A 17,702-nucleotide genomic window follows, 5' to 3' on the forward strand; every position below is an offset into this window, starting at 1 on the left:
GGCGCCCGCGTCCTGGCGCCTCGGCGCGGCATTGCACGGCGCGGCACCGAGCGCGGGATACGGGCGCGGGATACGGGGCGCACATCACGCGGCGCGCATGACCGATCACGCACCGCGCATCACCTTGCCCGTATGACGGATCGCGCCCCTCTACCGGCCCTCGAAGGCGACTTCGAGGGCCGCGTCGAGTTTCTCGGCCATCGCGTCGATGTCCGGCGAACCGTCGGCCAGCATTTCGTGCACCGCCGACTGGAGCACCTGCGTGAACGCCCCGTAGTACGGAGTACGGGGCCGCTGCACCGCCGTCTCCAGCGCCTCGCTCAGGGTCCGGGTGAACGCCGCGCGGTCGGACTCCGAAGGGATCTGCGCGCTGCCCTCCCCGGTCGCGGGCGCTCCCGGAGCGCTCCCGGCGGGCCGCAGGGCGGCGGCGACACCCGGCCAGCAGGGCCGGGACGCCGCCGTGGGCTCGTAGGCCGAGGTACGGGTCGCGGCGAACCCCGCGTCGAGCAGGCAGCGTTCGCTCTCCGACGAGGTCAGGAACTTGATCAGCTCGCGGGCGTTGTGCGCCCGGGGCGAGTCGGCGGAGACGGCGAGATTCTGGCCGCCGAGCACGGCGTGGCCGGGCAGGGCCGTGACGGAGTACTGGTCGGGCTTCAGCCGGCTCTGCAACGACCCGTAGGCGTACGGCCAGTGGCGCAGGTACGCGACGTGACCGGCGGCGAAGTCGGCCAGCGTGGTGTTCTCGTCCGAGGAGAGCGCGGCGGGCAGCAGGCGGTCGCTGTCGGTGTGCCGGAGCAGTTCGTTGAGCCCCTTCTTCAGCTCCTTCGGGTCGGACCGGTAGGTGCCGTCCTCCTTCACGAGTTCGACGCCGACGGCGGCGAACGCCTCGATGGTGTTGACCGTCAGCCCCTCGTACTGCCGCAGTTGGGTGGTCCAGCCCGCCTGGCCGCCCTCCCGGTCGAGGATGCCGTTGTCGAGGGTGGTGATGGAGGAGTAGAGGCTGTCCCAGGTCCAGTCGCCGTTGGGCATCCGGTCCTTGGTGATCCCGCCTTTCTTGAGCAGGTCGCGGCGGTAGTAGAGCAGCCCGACATCGCTGTTGAAGGGCCGGGCGTAGGTACGGCCCTCCCACACGGTGGTGCCCCGCACCCGGGAGAGGAAGTCGGGGTCGGCGGATTCGTTGTCGGGCAGCGCCTGGATCAGGCCCGCCTCGGCGAACTCGGGAATCCAGGTGATATCGAGGTTGACCACGTCGTACGCGGAGCTGCCGGACTGGAGGGCGCCGAGCAACTGGCTGCGCTGCTGGTCGGCGCCGCCCGGCAGTTCGACGAGCTTGGCCCGGAGGTTCGGCTCGTCCTGGTGCTGTCGGTTCCACTCCTCGATGAGCTGTTGCCGTACGCCGCCGGAACCGGTCACATCGAGCCCGCTGGCCACCACGATGGGCCCGACGGCCGTCGTACCGTCCGCCTTCCCGCTCCCGTCCGGGCCGGGGTCCGCGTCACCGGATCCCCCGGAGCAGGCCGGCGCGACGAGCGCGAGCAGCGCGCCGAGGGCGAGGGCGCGGAGGCGGCGCAGGCGGCGGGAGTGATGGGCGCGCGGGCGCGCGACGGCGGCCGGGCGTGCGGTGGCGCGTAGGCGCACAACGGCGCGCAGACTCACGGCGGCGCGCAGGCCGTACGCGCCCGCAGCCCGCGCCGCGCGCTCCGTCCCGGTCCGCGCCACACTCTCCGTCCCCCTGTCCGCGGTGTTCCCGGTCTCCTTCTCCGTCGCGCTCATTCCGCGTCCCCCGTACCGGTCTTGGCGACCTCGGCCGTCAGCTCCGTGGCGATTCCGTCCGACGGGTCCAGGCAGCGCCCCCCGGTCGCCTCGGCGAGCCGCTGATTCAGCTGCCCCGGCGCACAGCCCCCGTCGCGCAGGGAAACCGCGACCACCCGGACGGGCGCGCCCTTCCCCGCGGCCTTCACCAGCGCGTCGATGTCCTTCCGGGGCAGCCCGGCGGAGTCCTCGTCATCGGTGACGAGGACGAGGAGCCGCGGATCGGGGCCCGACGCACCCTCACGGAGCTCGGCCAGCGCGTCGGTCAGCCCGGCGACGATGTCCGCGTTCGTGTCCACGACCTTCGCGGCTCCCACGTCCTTCTGCGCGTCGGGCAGTCCGTGCTGCCCGAACGACACCACGTCCGGATGGTCGTCCTTCTTCACCGGGGCGAGCGTCCACACCCCGTAGCGGTCCCCTGTGCTGAGCGAGCGCATCGACCGGGTGACCAGCTCCTTGGCACGGCCGGGCCCGGACCAGACCCGGTTGTCGGCCATGGACGTCGAGTTGTCCAGCAGATAGAGCACCCGGCCGGGTCCGAGCGCCCGCCGGTAGTCGCGCAGGGCGTCGGCGACCGAAGCCGCGGACGCGGCGGGGGCCGAGTCCGGGACGTCGATGCTCACCGCCCCCTCGTTGGCGAGCGCGCGAAGCGGCGAGGCCGTACCGGGCGGCGCCGGCTTGCCGTCCTCGACCCCGCGGAAACCGTCCTGCACGAAGATCGCCTGGGCGGCGTCGTCCTCCACCAGCCAGTCGTGGAAGTCCCGCACCGCCCGCTCGCGCGCCTTCTCGTCCCGGTCGGCATCCGCCCAGGTGACCCGGACGAACGGCAGGTCCAGTACCGGTACGTCGGTGGGGTAGCGGGCGGTACGGCGCTGAAGGGTGTCGCTCGCGCAGGAGGGGCGGGTCCCCTGCCCCGAGACCTTGGGTGGCAGGTTGAACAGCGCCATGGTCTGCTCGGGCACCAGCACGGCGGCCCGGTCCTCCAGTTCGTTGCGGGTCCCGTCGGACAGCGCGCACATCAGTTCCTGCGCCGTGGTGGGCATCGGCCGGAGTTCGCCGGCCATCCCCGCCTCGATGACGGAGGGCGGCCCTGCGGAGGGCGAGGCGTAGAGAGCGGCCGTGGACAACAGGGCCCCGTCCGCCCCCTCCGGATCGGGCCGCAGCACCTGGATCGGCTTCTCGCCGTCCGGCCGGCCGGCGAGAAGCCCGGCGATGAGCGAGCCGAGCGGGGCGGGAGTCTGCGCATCGGCCGTCGCGGGCCCGCCGTCGGGGACGGCGAGCACCATCGGTGTGAAGGCCAGCGGTCCCATCGGATCGAGCGACACCGTCGCGCGTGCGGACCCGGTCTGCCCGGCCTCCGCCCGCACCGGGGTGCTCCCGGCCGCCGGGATCCAGATGTCGGGCTGTGCGCCGAGGTCGCGCTGGGGCCGCGGGCAGTCGCCGGACGCGGGGCACGACGGGAGCGGCGACTGCCACAGGGCGGCGGACTGGAACGCGGCCACGGCGTCGGTGGACTTACCCGCGTAGACGCCGATCCCGACGGTGCGGCAGCCCTCCGCGTCACGGTTCACATAGGCGTCGGCGGCCTTCTGCACGGTGGGCCGGAGGTCGGGATCGACGAGGACGCGCAGCTCCATGGGCGGGGCGCAGCCACCGGATCCGCCTCCAGGCGGTCCGTACAGGGCGACCCAGAGGACCGTTCCGGCACCGAGCACCAGAGCGAGAGCGACGGCGGCGACGCGGTTGTGGCCGAGGGCGCGCAGCCGCCGACGTACCCGGCCGAGGCCCCAGGCCGGCTCGGGTACCGCGGGCTCACCAGGTTCATCCGGCACCACGGGCTCGTCCGGCTCGACGACGGACCCGGGGTCGCCCGGCTCGACGGACCCGGGCTCACTCGGCTCGACGGACCTGGGCTGAGCCCGTTCGTCCGGCGCCCCCGGCCCGTCGCCTTCGGGCACCACGGGGGACGGTGGCCGGGGCTGCGCCGGTTCAGGCTTCGCCCGCTCGCTCGCCGACGTCAGGGCGAGCAGGACGTCACCGCCCTGGCGACATTCCTTGGGAACCCACCGGTGACCGTCGACGGCCTTGAACGGCGCCATCTCCTTCCGTATCGCGGGGACGATCCGGGTGAAGCCGGCCGGTTCGTCGGCCACGGCCCAGCGGGTCAGCAGCTTGTGGAGGGCGATGGTGAAGTCGGTGCCGTGGCCGGCGGCACCGGGCGGGATCTCGACCCCCGGTTCCGCCGCCATGAGAACGGCGAGGTTCTGCTGGACGTCCGGCGTGAAGTGATGGGACGCGTTGCCCGCGAAGCAGCAGTCGAGGATCACGACGACCCGGTCGGCCTTCGCGTGCCGCAGCTCGGCCATCACGACCGCGTGCCAGGACAGGGCGTCCACGAAGGGATGGTCCCGGTCCTGGGTGATGCGCGAGGGGCTGAACAGCAGGTGCAGATCGCTGCCGTCGGTACGGACGATGCCGTGCCCGGCGAAGTACACGACGAGCAGCCCGGTCACCTCATTCCGGGCAGACTGCAACGCGGCATGCACGGTGATCGGATCCACCGACCGCGCCGCGCCCGGACGCCCCTCCCCGTCCCCCTCGCCGAGGGCGGGAAAGGTGAGGACATCGGCCGTGTCGAACACCCCGGAGGACGGGGCGGTGAGCGCCTCGGTCATGAGCCGGAGGCTCTGCGCCACCGCGGGCAGGTCGATCTCGTGCTCGTACGAGTCCACGCCGATGAGCACGGCACGATGCTGTTTGTCGCGGTTCTCCGCACTGCGGGTGTTGTACGGCGGCACGACGCCTATACCCCCTCGGGCCGGTCGTCGCCGTGCCCGGGTTGCCTCCCGCCGGGGGCCGGACCGCCGCCGGACGCCGGTGGTGTGTCCGTGTCCCGGTGCAGCGCGGGGTCGCTCTCGAAGCCCTCCGCGTCGAGTCTGACGCGCGGCTCCTCCTCGGGGTTGGCGAGCCTGCGCCGGTTGCGGTGCCAGGTCCTGACCGAGTTCCAGGCGATGTCGGCGAGCGGCCGCACGGCCTCGGCGGCCACGATGAGCAGGATGTCCTGGACCAGGTCCCCGCCCATCGACTCGCTCTGGGTGCGCGAGACCCCACGCTCCACCCGGAGCTCGGCCCGCCCCCGCGCCTCGTTCAGCGCGGGAGCGCTCTCCAGCCAGGCGCACAACGCGGCAAGGTCCTCCTTGCGCCTGTGCGTACCACTGACGGTGATCCGTAACGCCACGGTCGGGTCCCCACCCCCGCCCCCGTCTCCCGTGACCTGCCCGCCGACCCGCCCGCTGTCCGCCATTCGCCCGCCCCCATCGGCCCCATTGCCGCCCGCAGTTCCGAGCCCCATCGAACAAGCCATTATTTCACGGCAGTTGACACAAGGCACTCGTTTGTCCCGCATGGCGAAGGGCGGAGACGAGCCACCATCCGTCACTCAAGGTGCACTTCCGGCCACCCGTCGCCGATTCAACGAGAGGGATTCCCGGATGTCCGACCTTTGCCATACGATCACAATTCACCAATCGTCCCAGGGCCGTACGCCTCCCGCGCGGCCCCGCTCCGTGCGCGCGAGGAAGTCTTCATGCCGCCCTATCAGCCGTCCTCGGACTGGCAGTACGAGATCCCGACGGCCGGCAGCAAGCGGCTCCCGCCCGCCGCCCGTTACGTCGAATCGCTGACTCACCAGGGGTACGGATTCGAGGCGGCCATCGCCGACCTGGTCGACAACTCGATCGACGCGGGCGCTCGCAACGTCGTGGTCAGCTTCCTCCGCGACGAGGACCGGCTCGTCGGCCTGCTCGTCGTCGACGACGGCTCCGGCATGAACGACGAGGCGCTCGACACCGCGATGACGGTCGGCGGCCGGCAGGAGTACGGGGAGAGCGCGCTCGGCCACTTCGGCGCGGGCCTCAAGGCGGCCTCCCTCTCGCACGCCGACTCGCTCACCGTGATCAGCCGCACCAAGCGCAGTCCGTCGGCCGGACGCCGCTGGCTGACCGCCCGCGCCCGCGCCGACTTCACGTGCGACATCGTCGACCCCGGCTACTGCCAGGACCTCGTCGACCGGTACGACGGCCTGATCGAGTGGCACGGCACGATCGTCCGCTGGGACCGGGTCCGCGCCTTCGAGACGGTCACCACCGGCCAGGCCGACCGCTTCCTCAACGACGCCATCGAGAAGCTGGAGACCCACCTCGGACTCCATCTCCACCGCTTCCTCGCCCGCGAGGACTTCAACGTCGACATCGTCGTCGAGGACGTACGGACCACGGACGAACTGGACCACCGGGGAGTCGAGCCGATCGACCCGTTCGGCTACCGCGTCCCCGGCCGGCCCGGCTACCCCCGTACGTACACCGCCCCCGTCGAGGGCGTCGGCGAGGTGGCGCTCACCGCGCACATCTGGCCGCCGAAGTCCCCGCTGGTCAGCTACCGGGGCATCGGCCCGCTCGCCGAACGCCAGGGCTTCTACGTCTACCGCAACGACCGGCTCGTCCAGGCGGGCGGCTGGAACAGCACCCGCAGCGCCGAGGGACACCTCGCCCTGGCCCGTATCGCCGTCGATCTGCCGACCGAGCCGAACGACGTCTTCAGCCTCACCGTCAAGAAGGACGGGGTGACGGTCACGCCCGCCTTCGCGCGCGGCCTGGAACAGGCCGTGGACGGTACGGGCCGGAGCTTCGCCACGTACCTCCAGGAGGCGGAGACGACGTACCGGGAAGCGGCCCGGCGCGCCACGGAGCCGCAGCGCAAGGCGGTCCTCCCGGCCGGCAAGGGCCTGGACCCCCGGCTGCGGCGCACGCTGCGCGACGAGCTGCCGGAGCTGGAGGGCGAGGCCCCGATCACGTTCCGCTGGGACGCGCTGCCCTCGGACGTGTTCTTCGAACTCGACCGCGAGGAGCGGGAGGTCAGGCTCAACAAGGAGTACCGGCAGGTGTTCAACGGCGGGCGGCGCGGCGGCCTGAACGACGCCCCGGTGGTGAAGAGCATGCTCTATCTGATGGTCAACGAGATCTTCCAGAAGGAGCGGGTCCGGGCCGTCCACACCGACAACGTCGCCCTGTGGAACAGCGTCCTGGTGACGGCCGCGCGCTGCGAACTCGCGCGCTGACCCGTCGCGTCCGGCCGTCCCCACCCGAGGAAGCGTCCCCACCATGACCGACCACCTGTTCAACCTGCACGGCGATGTCCTGGGCGCGATGCGCCGGGGCCCCAAGCACTTCGCCAAGCTGGCGTTCGTCATCGCCGAGGCCGACGAACCCGCCGACACGGAGCTGAGCCACTTCAGGGACCGCCTCATCGGCGCGAGCCCCGGCGACGAGCTCACCGCGCTCTGGCACCGCACCCTGACCGGCTGGGACCTGGCGGAACAGGCCGACTGGTCGGCCTCCCCGGCCCGGACCGACGAGCGCCGCGCGGACACGTACACCCGGCTCGGCTTCGGCGCCGACCTGCGCAAGGCGCTCGACCACGCGGTTCCGGTCTTCAAGGAGCCCGGCCCGACCGTCATCAGCACGACCCCCACGTCCTGGTACTCCCGCGACACCGCTGCCGCCCGTTCCTTCTACTGGGACGCGTACGAGCAGCTGCTGCGCCGCAAGGGCTGGTCGGACGCCGCCGTCTCCGGCCTGGACGAGGCGAGCCACGCCGTGGTCGAGCGCCTCGCCGACCCCACGCGCACCGACGCCTACGGCGCCCGCGGTCTGGTCGTCGGCTACGTGCAGTCGGGCAAGACCGCCAACTTCACCGGCGTCACGGCGAAGGCCATCGACGCGGGCTACCGCCTGGTCATCGTCCTCGGCGGCACGCTGAACCTGCTCCGCGGCCAGACCCAGCGCCGCCTGGACATGGAGCTGATCGGCCGGGAGAACATCCTGCGCGGCGCCGACCCCGCGGACACGGACGCCCTGATCGGCGTCGACTACCAGGACGACGAGGACTGGCCGGCGAAGTTCGTCAGCCACGGCGGCCGCCCGTCCACGCGGGGGTCCTTCGACATCGAGCGCCTCACCACGCGCGACGACGACTACAAGAGCCTGGCGACCGGAATCCGGGCCCTGGAGTTCGACAAGCAGCACCGCACGCAGCCGCTGTACGCACCCGACAACCTGCACCGGGCCGCCGCCCGCGTGATGGTCGTCAAGAAGAACAAGTCCGTGCTGGCCAAGCTCATCACGGACCTCAAGAAGATCGGCCCGATGATCCTCTCCGAGATCCCGGCGCTGATCATCGACGACGAGTCCGACCAGGCATCGGTCAACACGACGGACCCGAAGAAGTGGGAGGAGGGCAAGGTCGCCCGTACGGCCATCAACGGCCAGATCTCCCAGCTGCTCGGCCTGCTCCCCCGCGCCCAGTACGTCGGCTACACGGCGACCCCCTTCGCCAATGTCTTCGTCGACCCGGGCGACGGCGAGGACATCTTCCCCCGCGACTTCCTGATCTCGCTGCCGCGCCCGACCGGCTACATGGGCGTGCGGGACTTCCACGACCTGGACCGGACCGACGACTCCACCACCGGCCCCGCCGAGGAGTCCCACATCAGGGGCATCCACGACGACGCCAGGGGCGACCGCCTCCAGGAAGCGCTGGACGCCTTCCTCCTCACCGGAGCCCTGAAGCTGTACCGCGCGGCCAACGGCGTCCCCGAAGGGCCGTTCCGCCACCACACGATGCTGGTCCACGAGTCCGTACGCATGGCCGAGCACGCGGCCCTCGCCCTGCGCATCAGCACGCTGTGGCACAAGGCGGCCTACACCGGCCAGGAGGGCCACGACCGCCTCGCCGCCCTCTTCGCCTCCGACTTCCGGCGCTTCGCCGACGACGAACTGCCCACCCCCACGACGTACGAGGAACTGAAGCCGCACGTCTTCCGGGCCCGCCAGCTGATCAACTCCGGCGGCACCCCGGTGCTCGTCGTCAACGGCGACACCGAACGCGACTACGCCCAGCCCGACCTCGACTTCGACCGCACCCCGCACGTATGGAAGATCCTGGTCGGCGGCACGAAGCTGTCCCGGGGCTTCACGGTCGAGGGCCTGACGGTGACGTACTACCGCCGCAGGACCCAGCAGGCCGACACCCTGATGCAGATGGGCCGCTGGTTCGGCTTCCGACCCAACTACCGGGACCTGGTCCGGCTCTACATCGGCCGCGAGGAGCCGATGGGCCGGACGAGGACGGTCGACCTGTACGAGGCGTTCGAGGCGATCTGCCGCGACGAGGAAACGTTCCGCGCCCAGCTCACCCGCTACGCCACCCTGATCGACGGCAAGCCCCAGGTCACCCCGGCCCAGATCCCGCCCCTGGTCTCCCAGCACCTCTCCTGGCTCAAGCCGTCAGCCCGCAACAAGATGTTCAACGCGGAACTGGTGGAGATCCGCTCCCCCGGCGAATGGGTCGAACCGACGGCCTACCCGACGGCCCCCGCGGACCTGAGGCACAACGCGGAGGTGTGGCGGCCGGTGCTGGATGTCCTCGACCCCACCCCCGTCACCATGGCCCACGGCCACCGTGACACCTTCGAGGCACTGCACGGCACCCTCGACCACGAAGCCCTGCTCAAGGTCCTGTGCGATCTGCGGTGGTCCGCCCCCTCCCAGTTCTCGCCGCACCTGGAGTCCCTGCTCACGGCCGGGGAACACGGTCCGGGGGTCGACGACTGGCTGGTGATCGCTCCGCAGCAGACGTCCTCCCGTCGCGTCGCGGCCACGGTCCTCGGCTCCCGTTCCCTTTCCCTGGCACACCGCGTACGGCGTCGGGGCGACCTCTTCGGCGCCATCAGCGAACCGAAGCACCGCGGGGCCGCGCTGCGGATCGCTCGCGCGAGGGACACGGAGAAGGGGACGGGGAACGAGATCGTGGAATCGCTCGTACGCGAGCGACGCGGCGTGCTCGTCCTGTACCCCGTGGTGGAGGACGGGGCACCCCGTATCTCCACCGCCGGAGCCATCGACCCCGAGCACCTCGTCATGGCCTTCTCCCTGGTCGCCCCGAGGTCGTCGACCGGACCGCGGAAGAGCCTGGTGCGCTTCCGGACCGTCGACTCGACCCGAAGAGATTCCGCGATCATCGAACGCGGGGCGGGCGGGGCGTAGGAGACTGGTGATGATGAGCACGGCCAAACCTTCGTCCCCCGGCGTCTCCGCCCGGATGAGCCGCCAGGCGAGCCGCGACACCGCGCCCGAGGTCGCGGTGCGGAAGCTGCTGCACGCGGCGGGCTATCGCTTCCGGGTCAACGCGCGGGTGCCGGACATGCCCCGGCGGACCATGGACATCGCGTTCCCCCGGGCCAAGGTGGCCGTGATGATCGACGGTTGCTTCTGGCACGGCTGCCCCGTGCACGCGACGCAACCGAAGTCGAACGCCCAGTGGTGGCGGGACAAGCTCGACCGGAACATGGCGCGGGACCTGGAGACGACCGAACATCTGACGGCGGCGGGCTGGACGGTGCTCCGATTCTGGGAGCACGAGCCTCCGTCCGGGGCCGCCGAGAAAGTGGCGGCGATCGTCGAGCGAGAACGACAGGCGCGGCAGACACGACACAAGGGTGGGGACCTATGAGCAAACTGCGGTTCGTCGATGTGTGTGCGGGCGCGGGCGGATTGGCGCTGGGGCTGGAGGCAGCGGGCTTCGACCCCGTACTGCTTCTCGACCGGAAGCCCTTGGCCTGCGAGACCCTGCGTATGAACCGGCCGACGTGGAACGTCCAGGAGATGGACCTGCTGGACTTCGTCCCGGACGAGCATCCGCTGACCTACGACGTCGATCTGCTGTCGGCCGGACTGCCGCGCGTGAAGTCCAGCGCGACCGTGGCGAGGGCGGAGACCGAGGAGGAGCTGCGCCTGCTGGAGGCCGCGGTACTGCTCGCCCATTCCATCCAGCCGCGGGCCCTGCTCATCGAGAACGTGCCCGGCCTGGTCGACTCCCCGTCCTTCGAGGCCGTCCGGGAATTCATCCGCAAGGAACTGGAGCACCTCGGGTACCGGTTCCGCTGGTTCGTCCTGAACGCGGCCGACTTCGGCGTGCCGCAGGACCGCAAGCAGGGCGTGCTCGTCGCATTGAAGGAGCCGTACTTCGACGCGTTCCACCCGCCGACACCCACGGCCGACAGTCATGTCCCGGTCGGCAGCGCGCTGCACCGTTCCATGGCCGCTCGTGGTTGGTCCGGCGCGGACGCGTGGGCGGCACAGGCGCTGAGCGTCGCTCCCACCCTGGTGGGGGGATCGGACAAGCGGGGAGGCGCGGATCTGGGGCCCACGGGTACGAAGAAGGCATGGGCCCGCATGGGGGTGAACGGTGGGGCGCTGGCCGACGAGGTACCCGGACCGGACGACGACTCCACGGGAATGATCAAGCTCACGGTCGAGCAGGCGGCCCTTCTGCAGGCTTTTCCCCCGAAATGGGAATTCGCCGGGAAGAAGACCGCGCGCTACCGGCAGATCGGCCACGCCTCTCCGCCGCCCGTCGGGAACGCGCTGGGGCGGGCCATCGCGGCCGCCCTGGCCGCATGATCCCGAGCGGGTCGATCGACCCCGAAGTGCTGGACGGAGTGCGGTTGAACGCCGGCTACACTTTCACACCATGACCCGCCCAGCACACCCCTCACTTCCGCCTGCGAAATTCGGGATCGTCGATCTCTTCGCCGGGCCCGGCGGTCTCGACATCGCCGCCACGATCATGGAGGGCGAGGATGTGGCGAGCATCGGCGTCGAGTGGGACGACCCCACGCGTGCTACCCGTGACGCGGCCGGTCTGCTGACCACCGAGATCAAGGACGTCGCCGCGCTGGGCCCGTGCCACCCCTCGGTCGTCGAGGCGACGGTGCTCACCGGCGGGCCGCCCTGCCAGTCCTTCTCCGTCGCGGGCAGCCGGAAGGGTCACAAGGCCCTGGACGATGTGCTGAGCCTGGCCACGCGGTTGGCCGACCACGAGGACTTCGCTTCTTTCGAGGCGGAGTGGAAAGCGGTCAAGGCCGAGACCGACCTCATGTCGGACGAGCGCACCGGGTTCGTGCTCCAGCCCCTGCGCTGGATCATGGAGGCCAAGCTCAAGCGCGGTCGCCCGTACGAAGTGGTCGTCCTGGAACAGGTACCCACCGTTCTGCAGGTGTGGAAGCACTACGTCAAAATCCTCAAGCGGACCGGATACGCAGCAGAAGCCCATGTGCTGCACTCCGAGGATTTCGGTGTCCCGCAGGCCAGGCGACGAGCCGTGCTTATCGCACAGTACGACCCCGGGAACGAGAATCGAAAGGTCCACTTCCCGAAGCCGACGCACCAGAGGTACGTGAAGGGCGCCGAAAGGCTGACGTCGACGGACGCCCCCGGGGACGACGCCCTGTTCCTGCCCCTGCCCGACGACGAGGTTGACGAGCCCATCAAGCCCTGGGTGTCCATGGGGGACGTTCTCAGAGCGACCCGTCCCGACGACTTCGTCATGGTCTCCAACTACGGCTCCGGCGGCGACCCCAAGAACCGAGGACTGCGCACCTCCGACGAGCCCGCGCCGACGATCACCGGCAAGGTACGACGCAACCGTCTCTACCTGCTCAAGGGCGAGGCGGGTGCGAAGGAGGTCGGTGAGGAACTGGAACGGCTGTCGTTCGAAGAGGCCGGGCTCCTCCAGTCCTTCCCCGCCGCCTACCCCTGGCGATCCACCGACGTGGCCCAGCAGATCGGCAACGCCATCCCGCCCCGGCTCTCCCTCCACATCCTGAGCATGGCTCTCCTGCGCGAGAAGCCGAAGAAGGAGTGGTACGACGAGCTCAAGGACTGGAAACCGCAGCCCCCGTCCCCGGTCGAGAACGGGGACGACGACGTCTGAGGCCGTCGGCCCCGCCGTCACGTCTCGTCGACGGCCGCCTTTCCCCGCACGGGGGCCTCGACGAAGAGGCTCGCGAACAGGTCGGCCAGTGCGGCCACGGACGCCTCGGGGGCCTTCTCCTCGGCGGGACCTTCCGGGAGCGTCCTGCGCGGCACGGCTGCCGCCCACTCGCCCGCCTCGATCCACGCCCGTAGCGGCCGGCCGTCCCGTTCGGCGTCCGGGGCGATGAGGTCGTACATGAGTGTGGCCGCAGACGCGTTGATCGCCTTCCCCAACGCGTTGATCTCCCGGCCGGTCCCCACTGTGGCGCGCTCGATCAGGCGCACCATCGCCTGTGCCGTCGGCCGATGATCGATCACGTCGAGCCTCAGCACGGTGTTGAACACGTCCTGGTGCGCACAGACGGTCTCGACCGGTGCGTAGTCGGAACCGTCGCGGAACAGTTCGGCCGCCCACCACAGCCGGGCGAACGCCTGCGTGTACGCCGGTCCGCTGAACCGGGCGGCGGCCACCTTCGGCAGCTCGCCGCTGTCCTTCTTCGAATCGGACATGTGGCGCCAGACTACGTAGTCGGGGGCCACACCCAGCGCCAGGTAGTTCCAGAACCTCCGGTCCGCGGCCTCGCGTCGGCTGAGCCGCAGCGTCGCGTGGAGCCGAGGGGCCAACCAGGCGTCGGCCGCCGTCGGCTTCCCCTCACCGAAGACGTGCATGGCGTCGTCGACGAGATCGCGGACCGGCTCCAGCTCGGCACGGCTCGCTTCCGCGTACGGCAGAGGTTCGGTGACCTTGTTGAGCCCGATGGAGGGGACGTCCTCCTTCCCGGTGAGCAGGCCTTCACCGATGTATTGCGCGGCGTTGAGGTCCGCGAGAAGGGCCAGGCGCTCGGGCAGGTGGTTCGGCTTCTCGGTCATGCGTCGGTCCCCCGGTGGATGCGTTCGAGGCCGCGGATGGTGGCGGTCAGAGCCTTGGGCACTTCCGCCCTGAGCGTCGCCGCGTAGTGGATGCGGGGTTGGAGGTCGGTCCACCCGTCCGTTCCGGTGCGTCGCCGGTGGACCTCACGCAGGGATTCCTCAAGGGGGCGGTCGGGCACGACGTCGGGCAGCATCTCGCGGAGCACCTCGCCCCGCCAGTCGCGCGGGAATAGCGGCGTTCCGTCGTCCTCGATCTCCAGATCACCGATGGCGGTGTGGAAGACGGCTGTCCACACGTCCGTGCACATCTGCGCGATCAGAAGATCCCGGACCAGATTGTCGACCGAGGTGCCGTTTCCAACGATGAGTTCGGTCATGCCTTCGAAATCGGTGTTCACATGTACAGCGGGGAGGTCACCGGATGTGTCGACGATCCACGGCACCTCCGGGAAGCGACGCAGCCATTCCGGCCCTTCCCGGAATCCGACCTCGTGGACTTCGAGTTCCCGCTGGCGAAGGGGCGCATCGGCCTTCAGGTCGATGATCCAGTCCTTGTCCGAGGTCGCGATCTCCCGTCCCGGCACGCCGTCGACCGTGGCGACCACGTGGAGAGACATCGTGGCCCGGTCCAGATGGTCCTCACGCCACAGATCCAGATGGCCCGTCCACTGGCGGCCCCCTTCCGGTCCAGGCTTCAGGGACGCCGTGATCCTCGTGTTGGTCGCACCCTCGCTCAGCACGGCGACGACCGCCACATCGGACCAGGGGCCGCCGGGCTCGGTCGCCCTGCCGGGCAGGGTGGCGGAAAGCTTCAGTCGGGCGCTCTCCCAGTCGTCCCGCCCGGCCACTCCCGGCGCGACCACCTGATCGACGGTCGAGAACGCGCTGGTGTCCAGCGGTTCCCGGAACTCGCCCGGGCCCCGCAGTTCGACAGCGTCGACCCGGAGCGACACGACACCGGGAAGTCGCTTGTACGGATAGACCCTCATGCCTGGCCCCCCTTGTCGGTGCGCAGCTCCACGACGAGTCCGCTGAACACGGCCCGTACCGGATGGGTGGATACGTCGGTGGTTCCCCGGAAGGTCGCGCTGCGTGCGCCGGGCGCGATGTGGATCGCCCCGTCGACCACCTCGCAGTTGTGCACGGCGACGAGTTCGGACCAGCCCAGAACCGGTCGCGGCCCGGAGCGCACTTCCAGCTTCGCCACCGGGACGGGGTGCCAGGAGTCTCCTCCGAGAGGAACCTTGATCTCCCCCGTGACGCACCACGCGCCGTCGCCGTCGATCTGCGCGTCGAGCTCCTCCAGTGTCGGCGGACCCAGCGCCGTCACGGGCCGGGCGACCTTGCGGCCTCCCACGGCGAGCCGTTTGCGCAGCCGCTCCGAACCGCCCTTGCGCTTCTTGGCGGGAAGCGCCACCAGATCGCGCACGGCCTTGTTCGTCTCGGTGGTGAGAGCGCCGATGCGTCGGTACGCGGAGGGTGAGTAGAGCATCCGCAGCTCTTCCGTCTGTCCCCACTTGTCGTGCTCGGGCGGTTCCGCGGCACGAAGGAACGCCTCCGCCTCGTCGGCGAAGGGCGCGTCGTCACCCGCCGCCCGGCCCGCGAGGAGCACGGCCTGGAAGAGATTCGTTCCCACCGGCAGGTTGGGCACCCAACCGATCCTGACCGTCATGCGGTTGCCCCGCATGGTCGTCACCCGGTTCGGCTTCCCTTCGCCGTCCGCGGCCTCGGTCACCAGAACGACGGCCCGGTGCTCCCCGTCGCTCCGTCCCCCGCGCCCCGGCACCACCAGGGGCACGGTGGTCATGGCCACCTGTCCGGACTCCGTCAACCGCTCCACGGTCGTACCGTCCAGGAACGCCTGCAGCGCACGGGTCCGCGAAGGTTGGGTGTCGCGGGGGTCGACGCGTGCCTCCGCGATGATCTCCTCCCCGTTGCGGAGCGTCCGGACGGAGGCTTCCAGCAACGGTTGCCCGGTTCCTCCACCGGTCATGGCCGCCCAGAAGTTCCGGCCGAGTGCCTCCCGGAGACGGTGGTGCATGCGATGCACGCTGTCGCTGTCCTCGACGTCGCCGTTCTCTGTCGCGTCGGCGAGGCTCGCCACGTCGTGGGCCCCCACGATCAGGAACGACGTCCCGGGCTCCGCGCTCTCCCTGGAGAGATGGAGCCGCTCGGCTCCGCCCTCGTCGGCCCACCACGAACGGGCGACGTTCGCATCGTCGGCGTCGGGATCCGGCCGACCGAACCAGGCCGGGCCGGCCCAGGGTGTTCCGTCCACCTCGCGCCAGGGCAGATCGAGTCGGCCGATGAGCCGCCGCTCGGTCCGTCCCTCGTGCGGTTCCGACAGCGTGGAGTTCATGAGCACCAGGCCGAGTCGGCTCGTCGCCCAGAGCGTCGCCTTGCCCAGTCCGTACGAGCCACCGGCACCACGCACGGACTTGTGGCTGTCGAGCTGACGACGCACGACCGCGGCGAAGCGTCCGGTCTCGTAGTCGTCGCCGGTCAGACCGGAGGCGTTGTAGTCGTCGATGCGCAGGAGGACCAGTCGGTCGCGCTCGTGCATGTCACGCAGCCCGGCGGCGATCGTCCGGCCGACCTTCTGGTCCTGTGCGGAAGCCGCCCGGTAGTGCGGAAGGAGGTCGTCCCAGCGAATCTCGTCCTTGAACCGGGCCAGGAACTTTCCGGTCAGTTCGTGCAGCGTGTACCGCACCCGCACGGGCCGGTCGAGATCCAGGCGTTCGTCCAGGCTGTTCTGGGTGGCCTCGCGGGCCAGCACTCCGACATCGGCCCGGAACGCGAAGGCCGCCGCGTTGCCGAACTCGCGTCCCCCGTCCGCGTATCCGGGACGGTGGTACCAGGAGACCGGCAGGCCGGCCAGGGTATCGGCGGTGCGGGTGTGGATCGTCCCCAGATCCGTCCCCAGCGCTTCGGCGATCTTGACGATCGTCTCCTCGCGGGGAGTCGCCCGCCCGGTGATCCAGGCCGAGACGGCCGCTCGGGTCAGCCCGATCTCCTGAGCGAGATCGGCCTGGCTCATCTTCGACTGCTTCAGCTGTCGTGCGAGCCAGGGACCGAAGTCCATGCCGGTGTCCAACGTCACCACTCCTCAGCTCCTGCGCTGCCCAGGGAACCAACCGTACACCCTCATTTGACAACGACACGCGGGCGACAATCCTGTTTGACATCACTCACGGGGCCCAGGAAGGTTCTCATCGCCCCATCGTTCAAATACACCGATGCGTCACGTAGTCGAAGTAATGCGAGGAATAAACCCTGAGGCCGATATGCGACTCATGCCCGAAACGCACCGCTCCCGATGCGCGACAAACGTACGACGAACACGCTTGCGGCAAACGGGAATAACCCTGTAGCGTCGATACGGGCGAAGCCTTGCCAGCCTCGATCGGCACCGAAAAACAGGGGCCTTCTTTTGCGTGCCCGGACACCAAAATCATGTCCGATCCGCAATTTCGGCCGAATCTTCGAAAACCCTTGCTCGATTCGATGGAACGGGGTTTGATTCACGCAACATCCGTCACTGCGACGGCAACACCCTTCAACCGTCAGGAAGTTCCGTAACCCCATCCCGTCGTTCCGCAGAATTCACGCCCCTCTCCTCTCGTGTGTATTCAGCCTCTCTGCACGTGCGCCATCTTCGATACCGTCCGATTCGATCACGTACAAAGAACACGAGAGCAAGGGTGAACAGTCATGCCCAAGGGTGAATTCCACCTCGTCGACGAATACGACTCCCTTCCGGACCCGCAGCTCCGGTCCGACTTCCTCGATGCCGTCGGCACGACGCGCCCCCGCATCGAGCACCTTCGGCGCCTCCGTGACGCCGAAGCCGCCCGTAACGCGGCGAAGGCTGCCGAGGAGTCGGAGTCGAACGGCTCCTCGACGCACGAACGTCGTCGGCAGTCGCGGCGTCGCCTTCGCCGCACGCCCCGTCACTCCGGGGTGAACGTCACCCGCCCGCCGAACAGGGGCGACATCCGGCGTATGCCCCCGCGTCGGCGTCGGCGCATCGTGTTCGTCATCGTCATCGAACTGGACTGACCGAACACACCGTCGGACTCCGCGTCTATCGTTCATCTGACGGCCGGCCGCACCCCCGCAGCGGCCGGCCCCGGCTCCTCCCGGCGTTTC

The 17,702-nt window shown here is 70.1% G+C and carries 12 protein-coding genes; 6 read left to right on the plus strand and 6 right to left on the minus strand.

What is annotated here, in order from left to right:
- Positions 1-150 precede the first annotated feature (150 nt).
- Genes OG251_RS13890 through OG251_RS13900 form a run of 3 tightly spaced genes read right to left on the minus strand, consistent with a single transcriptional unit; the run spans position 151 to position 5,050 of the window.
- Positions 151-1,773 carry an extracellular solute-binding protein gene (locus tag OG251_RS13890; RefSeq protein WP_326677472.1) on the minus strand — a complete coding sequence of 541 codons (1,623 nt, stop codon included), beginning with the start codon at positions 1,771-1,773 and terminating at the stop codon, positions 151-153.
- Positions 1,770-4,610: a substrate-binding domain-containing protein gene (locus OG251_RS13895; RefSeq protein WP_326677473.1), complete on the minus strand. Its 2,841-nt coding sequence runs from the start codon at positions 4,608-4,610 to the stop codon at positions 1,770-1,772. Before OG251_RS13895 ends, OG251_RS13890 begins: the two co-directional genes overlap by 4 nt.
- A 5-nt stretch (positions 4,611-4,615) precedes the next feature.
- The gene (locus tag OG251_RS13900; RefSeq protein ID WP_326677474.1) at positions 4,616-5,050 is read right to left on the minus strand and encodes a hypothetical protein; all 435 of its coding nucleotides are present in this window, start codon (positions 5,048-5,050) and stop codon (positions 4,616-4,618) included.
- Positions 5,051-5,398: 348 nt separating this feature from the next.
- Here OG251_RS13900 and OG251_RS13905 point away from each other — a divergent pair, with 348 nt between their 5' ends.
- The 5 genes from OG251_RS13905 (at position 5,399) to OG251_RS13925 (ending at position 12,642) form a co-directional block, all read left to right on the plus strand.
- A complete protein-coding gene (locus OG251_RS13905; RefSeq protein WP_326677475.1) occupies positions 5,399-6,928 on the plus strand; it encodes an ATP-binding protein in 1,530 nt (509 codons plus the stop codon).
- A gap of 43 nt (positions 6,929-6,971) precedes the next feature.
- Positions 6,972-9,914 (plus strand): Z1 domain-containing protein, encoded by a 2,943-nt coding sequence (locus tag OG251_RS13910; protein WP_326677476.1) that lies wholly within the window; start codon positions 6,972-6,974, stop codon positions 9,912-9,914.
- A 10-nt stretch (positions 9,915-9,924) separates the two neighbouring features.
- Entirely contained in the window at positions 9,925-10,380 is a 456-nt protein-coding gene (locus OG251_RS13915) for a very short patch repair endonuclease (protein WP_326677477.1), read from the plus strand.
- Positions 10,377-11,330 (plus strand): DNA cytosine methyltransferase, encoded by a 954-nt coding sequence (locus OG251_RS13920; RefSeq protein ID WP_326677478.1) that lies wholly within the window; start codon positions 10,377-10,379, stop codon positions 11,328-11,330. The genes OG251_RS13915 and OG251_RS13920 overlap by 4 nt, the downstream gene beginning before the upstream one ends.
- Before the next feature lie 70 nt (positions 11,331-11,400).
- Positions 11,401-12,642: a DNA cytosine methyltransferase gene (locus OG251_RS13925; RefSeq protein WP_326677479.1), complete on the plus strand. Its 1,242-nt coding sequence runs from the start codon at positions 11,401-11,403 to the stop codon at positions 12,640-12,642.
- Positions 12,643-12,659: 17 nt separating this feature from the next.
- Here the strand turns inward: OG251_RS13925 and OG251_RS13930 are convergent, their stop codons facing one another.
- Genes OG251_RS13930 through OG251_RS13940 form a run of 3 tightly spaced genes read right to left on the minus strand, consistent with a single transcriptional unit; the run spans position 12,660 to position 16,635 of the window.
- Positions 12,660-13,553, minus strand: a complete 894-nt coding sequence (locus OG251_RS13930) for a DUF6339 family protein (protein WP_326677480.1) — start codon at positions 13,551-13,553, stop codon at positions 12,660-12,662.
- Positions 13,550-14,542 (minus strand): hypothetical protein, encoded by a 993-nt coding sequence (locus OG251_RS13935; RefSeq protein ID WP_326677481.1) that lies wholly within the window; start codon positions 14,540-14,542, stop codon positions 13,550-13,552. The genes OG251_RS13930 and OG251_RS13935 overlap by 4 nt, the downstream gene beginning before the upstream one ends.
- Positions 14,539-16,635 carry a helix-turn-helix domain-containing protein gene (locus tag OG251_RS13940; RefSeq protein WP_326681253.1) on the minus strand — a complete coding sequence of 699 codons (2,097 nt, stop codon included), beginning with the start codon at positions 16,633-16,635 and terminating at the stop codon, positions 14,539-14,541. Before OG251_RS13940 ends, OG251_RS13935 begins: the two co-directional genes overlap by 4 nt.
- 629 nt (positions 16,636-17,264) lie before the next feature.
- Between OG251_RS13940 and OG251_RS13945 the strand changes: the two genes are divergently transcribed.
- Entirely contained in the window at positions 17,265-17,612 is a 348-nt protein-coding gene (locus OG251_RS13945) for a hypothetical protein (RefSeq protein WP_326677482.1), read from the plus strand.
- The last annotated feature ends 90 nt before the right edge of the window (positions 17,613-17,702 follow it).

This window comes from Streptomyces sp. NBC_01237 (assembly GCF_035917275.1).
Lineage (GTDB): Bacteria > Actinomycetota > Actinomycetes > Streptomycetales > Streptomycetaceae > Streptomyces.

Bases quoted from the DNA above. Each gene is read 5' to 3' on its own strand.
- OG251_RS13905 (WP_326677475.1), top strand. From the start codon at position 5,399: ATGCCGCCCTATCAGCCGTCCTCGGACTGGCAGTACGAGATCCCGACG.
- OG251_RS13940 (WP_326681253.1), bottom strand. From the start codon at position 16,635: ATGGACTTCGGTCCCTGGCTCGCACGACAGCTGAAGCAGTCGAAGATG.
- OG251_RS13910 (WP_326677476.1), top strand. From the start codon at position 6,972: ATGACCGACCACCTGTTCAACCTGCACGGCGATGTCCTGGGCGCGATG.
- OG251_RS13945 (WP_326677482.1), top strand. From the start codon at position 17,265: ATGCCCAAGGGTGAATTCCACCTCGTCGACGAATACGACTCCCTTCCG.
- OG251_RS13935 (WP_326677481.1), bottom strand. From the start codon at position 14,542: ATGAGGGTCTATCCGTACAAGCGACTTCCCGGTGTCGTGTCGCTCCGG.
- OG251_RS13920 (WP_326677478.1), top strand. From the start codon at position 10,377: ATGAGCAAACTGCGGTTCGTCGATGTGTGTGCGGGCGCGGGCGGATTG.
- OG251_RS13925 (WP_326677479.1), top strand. From the start codon at position 11,401: ATGACCCGCCCAGCACACCCCTCACTTCCGCCTGCGAAATTCGGGATC.
- OG251_RS13915 (WP_326677477.1), top strand. From the start codon at position 9,925: ATGATGAGCACGGCCAAACCTTCGTCCCCCGGCGTCTCCGCCCGGATG.
- OG251_RS13930 (WP_326677480.1), bottom strand. From the start codon at position 13,553: ATGACCGAGAAGCCGAACCACCTGCCCGAGCGCCTGGCCCTTCTCGCG.
- OG251_RS13890 (WP_326677472.1), bottom strand. From the start codon at position 1,773: ATGAGCGCGACGGAGAAGGAGACCGGGAACACCGCGGACAGGGGGACG.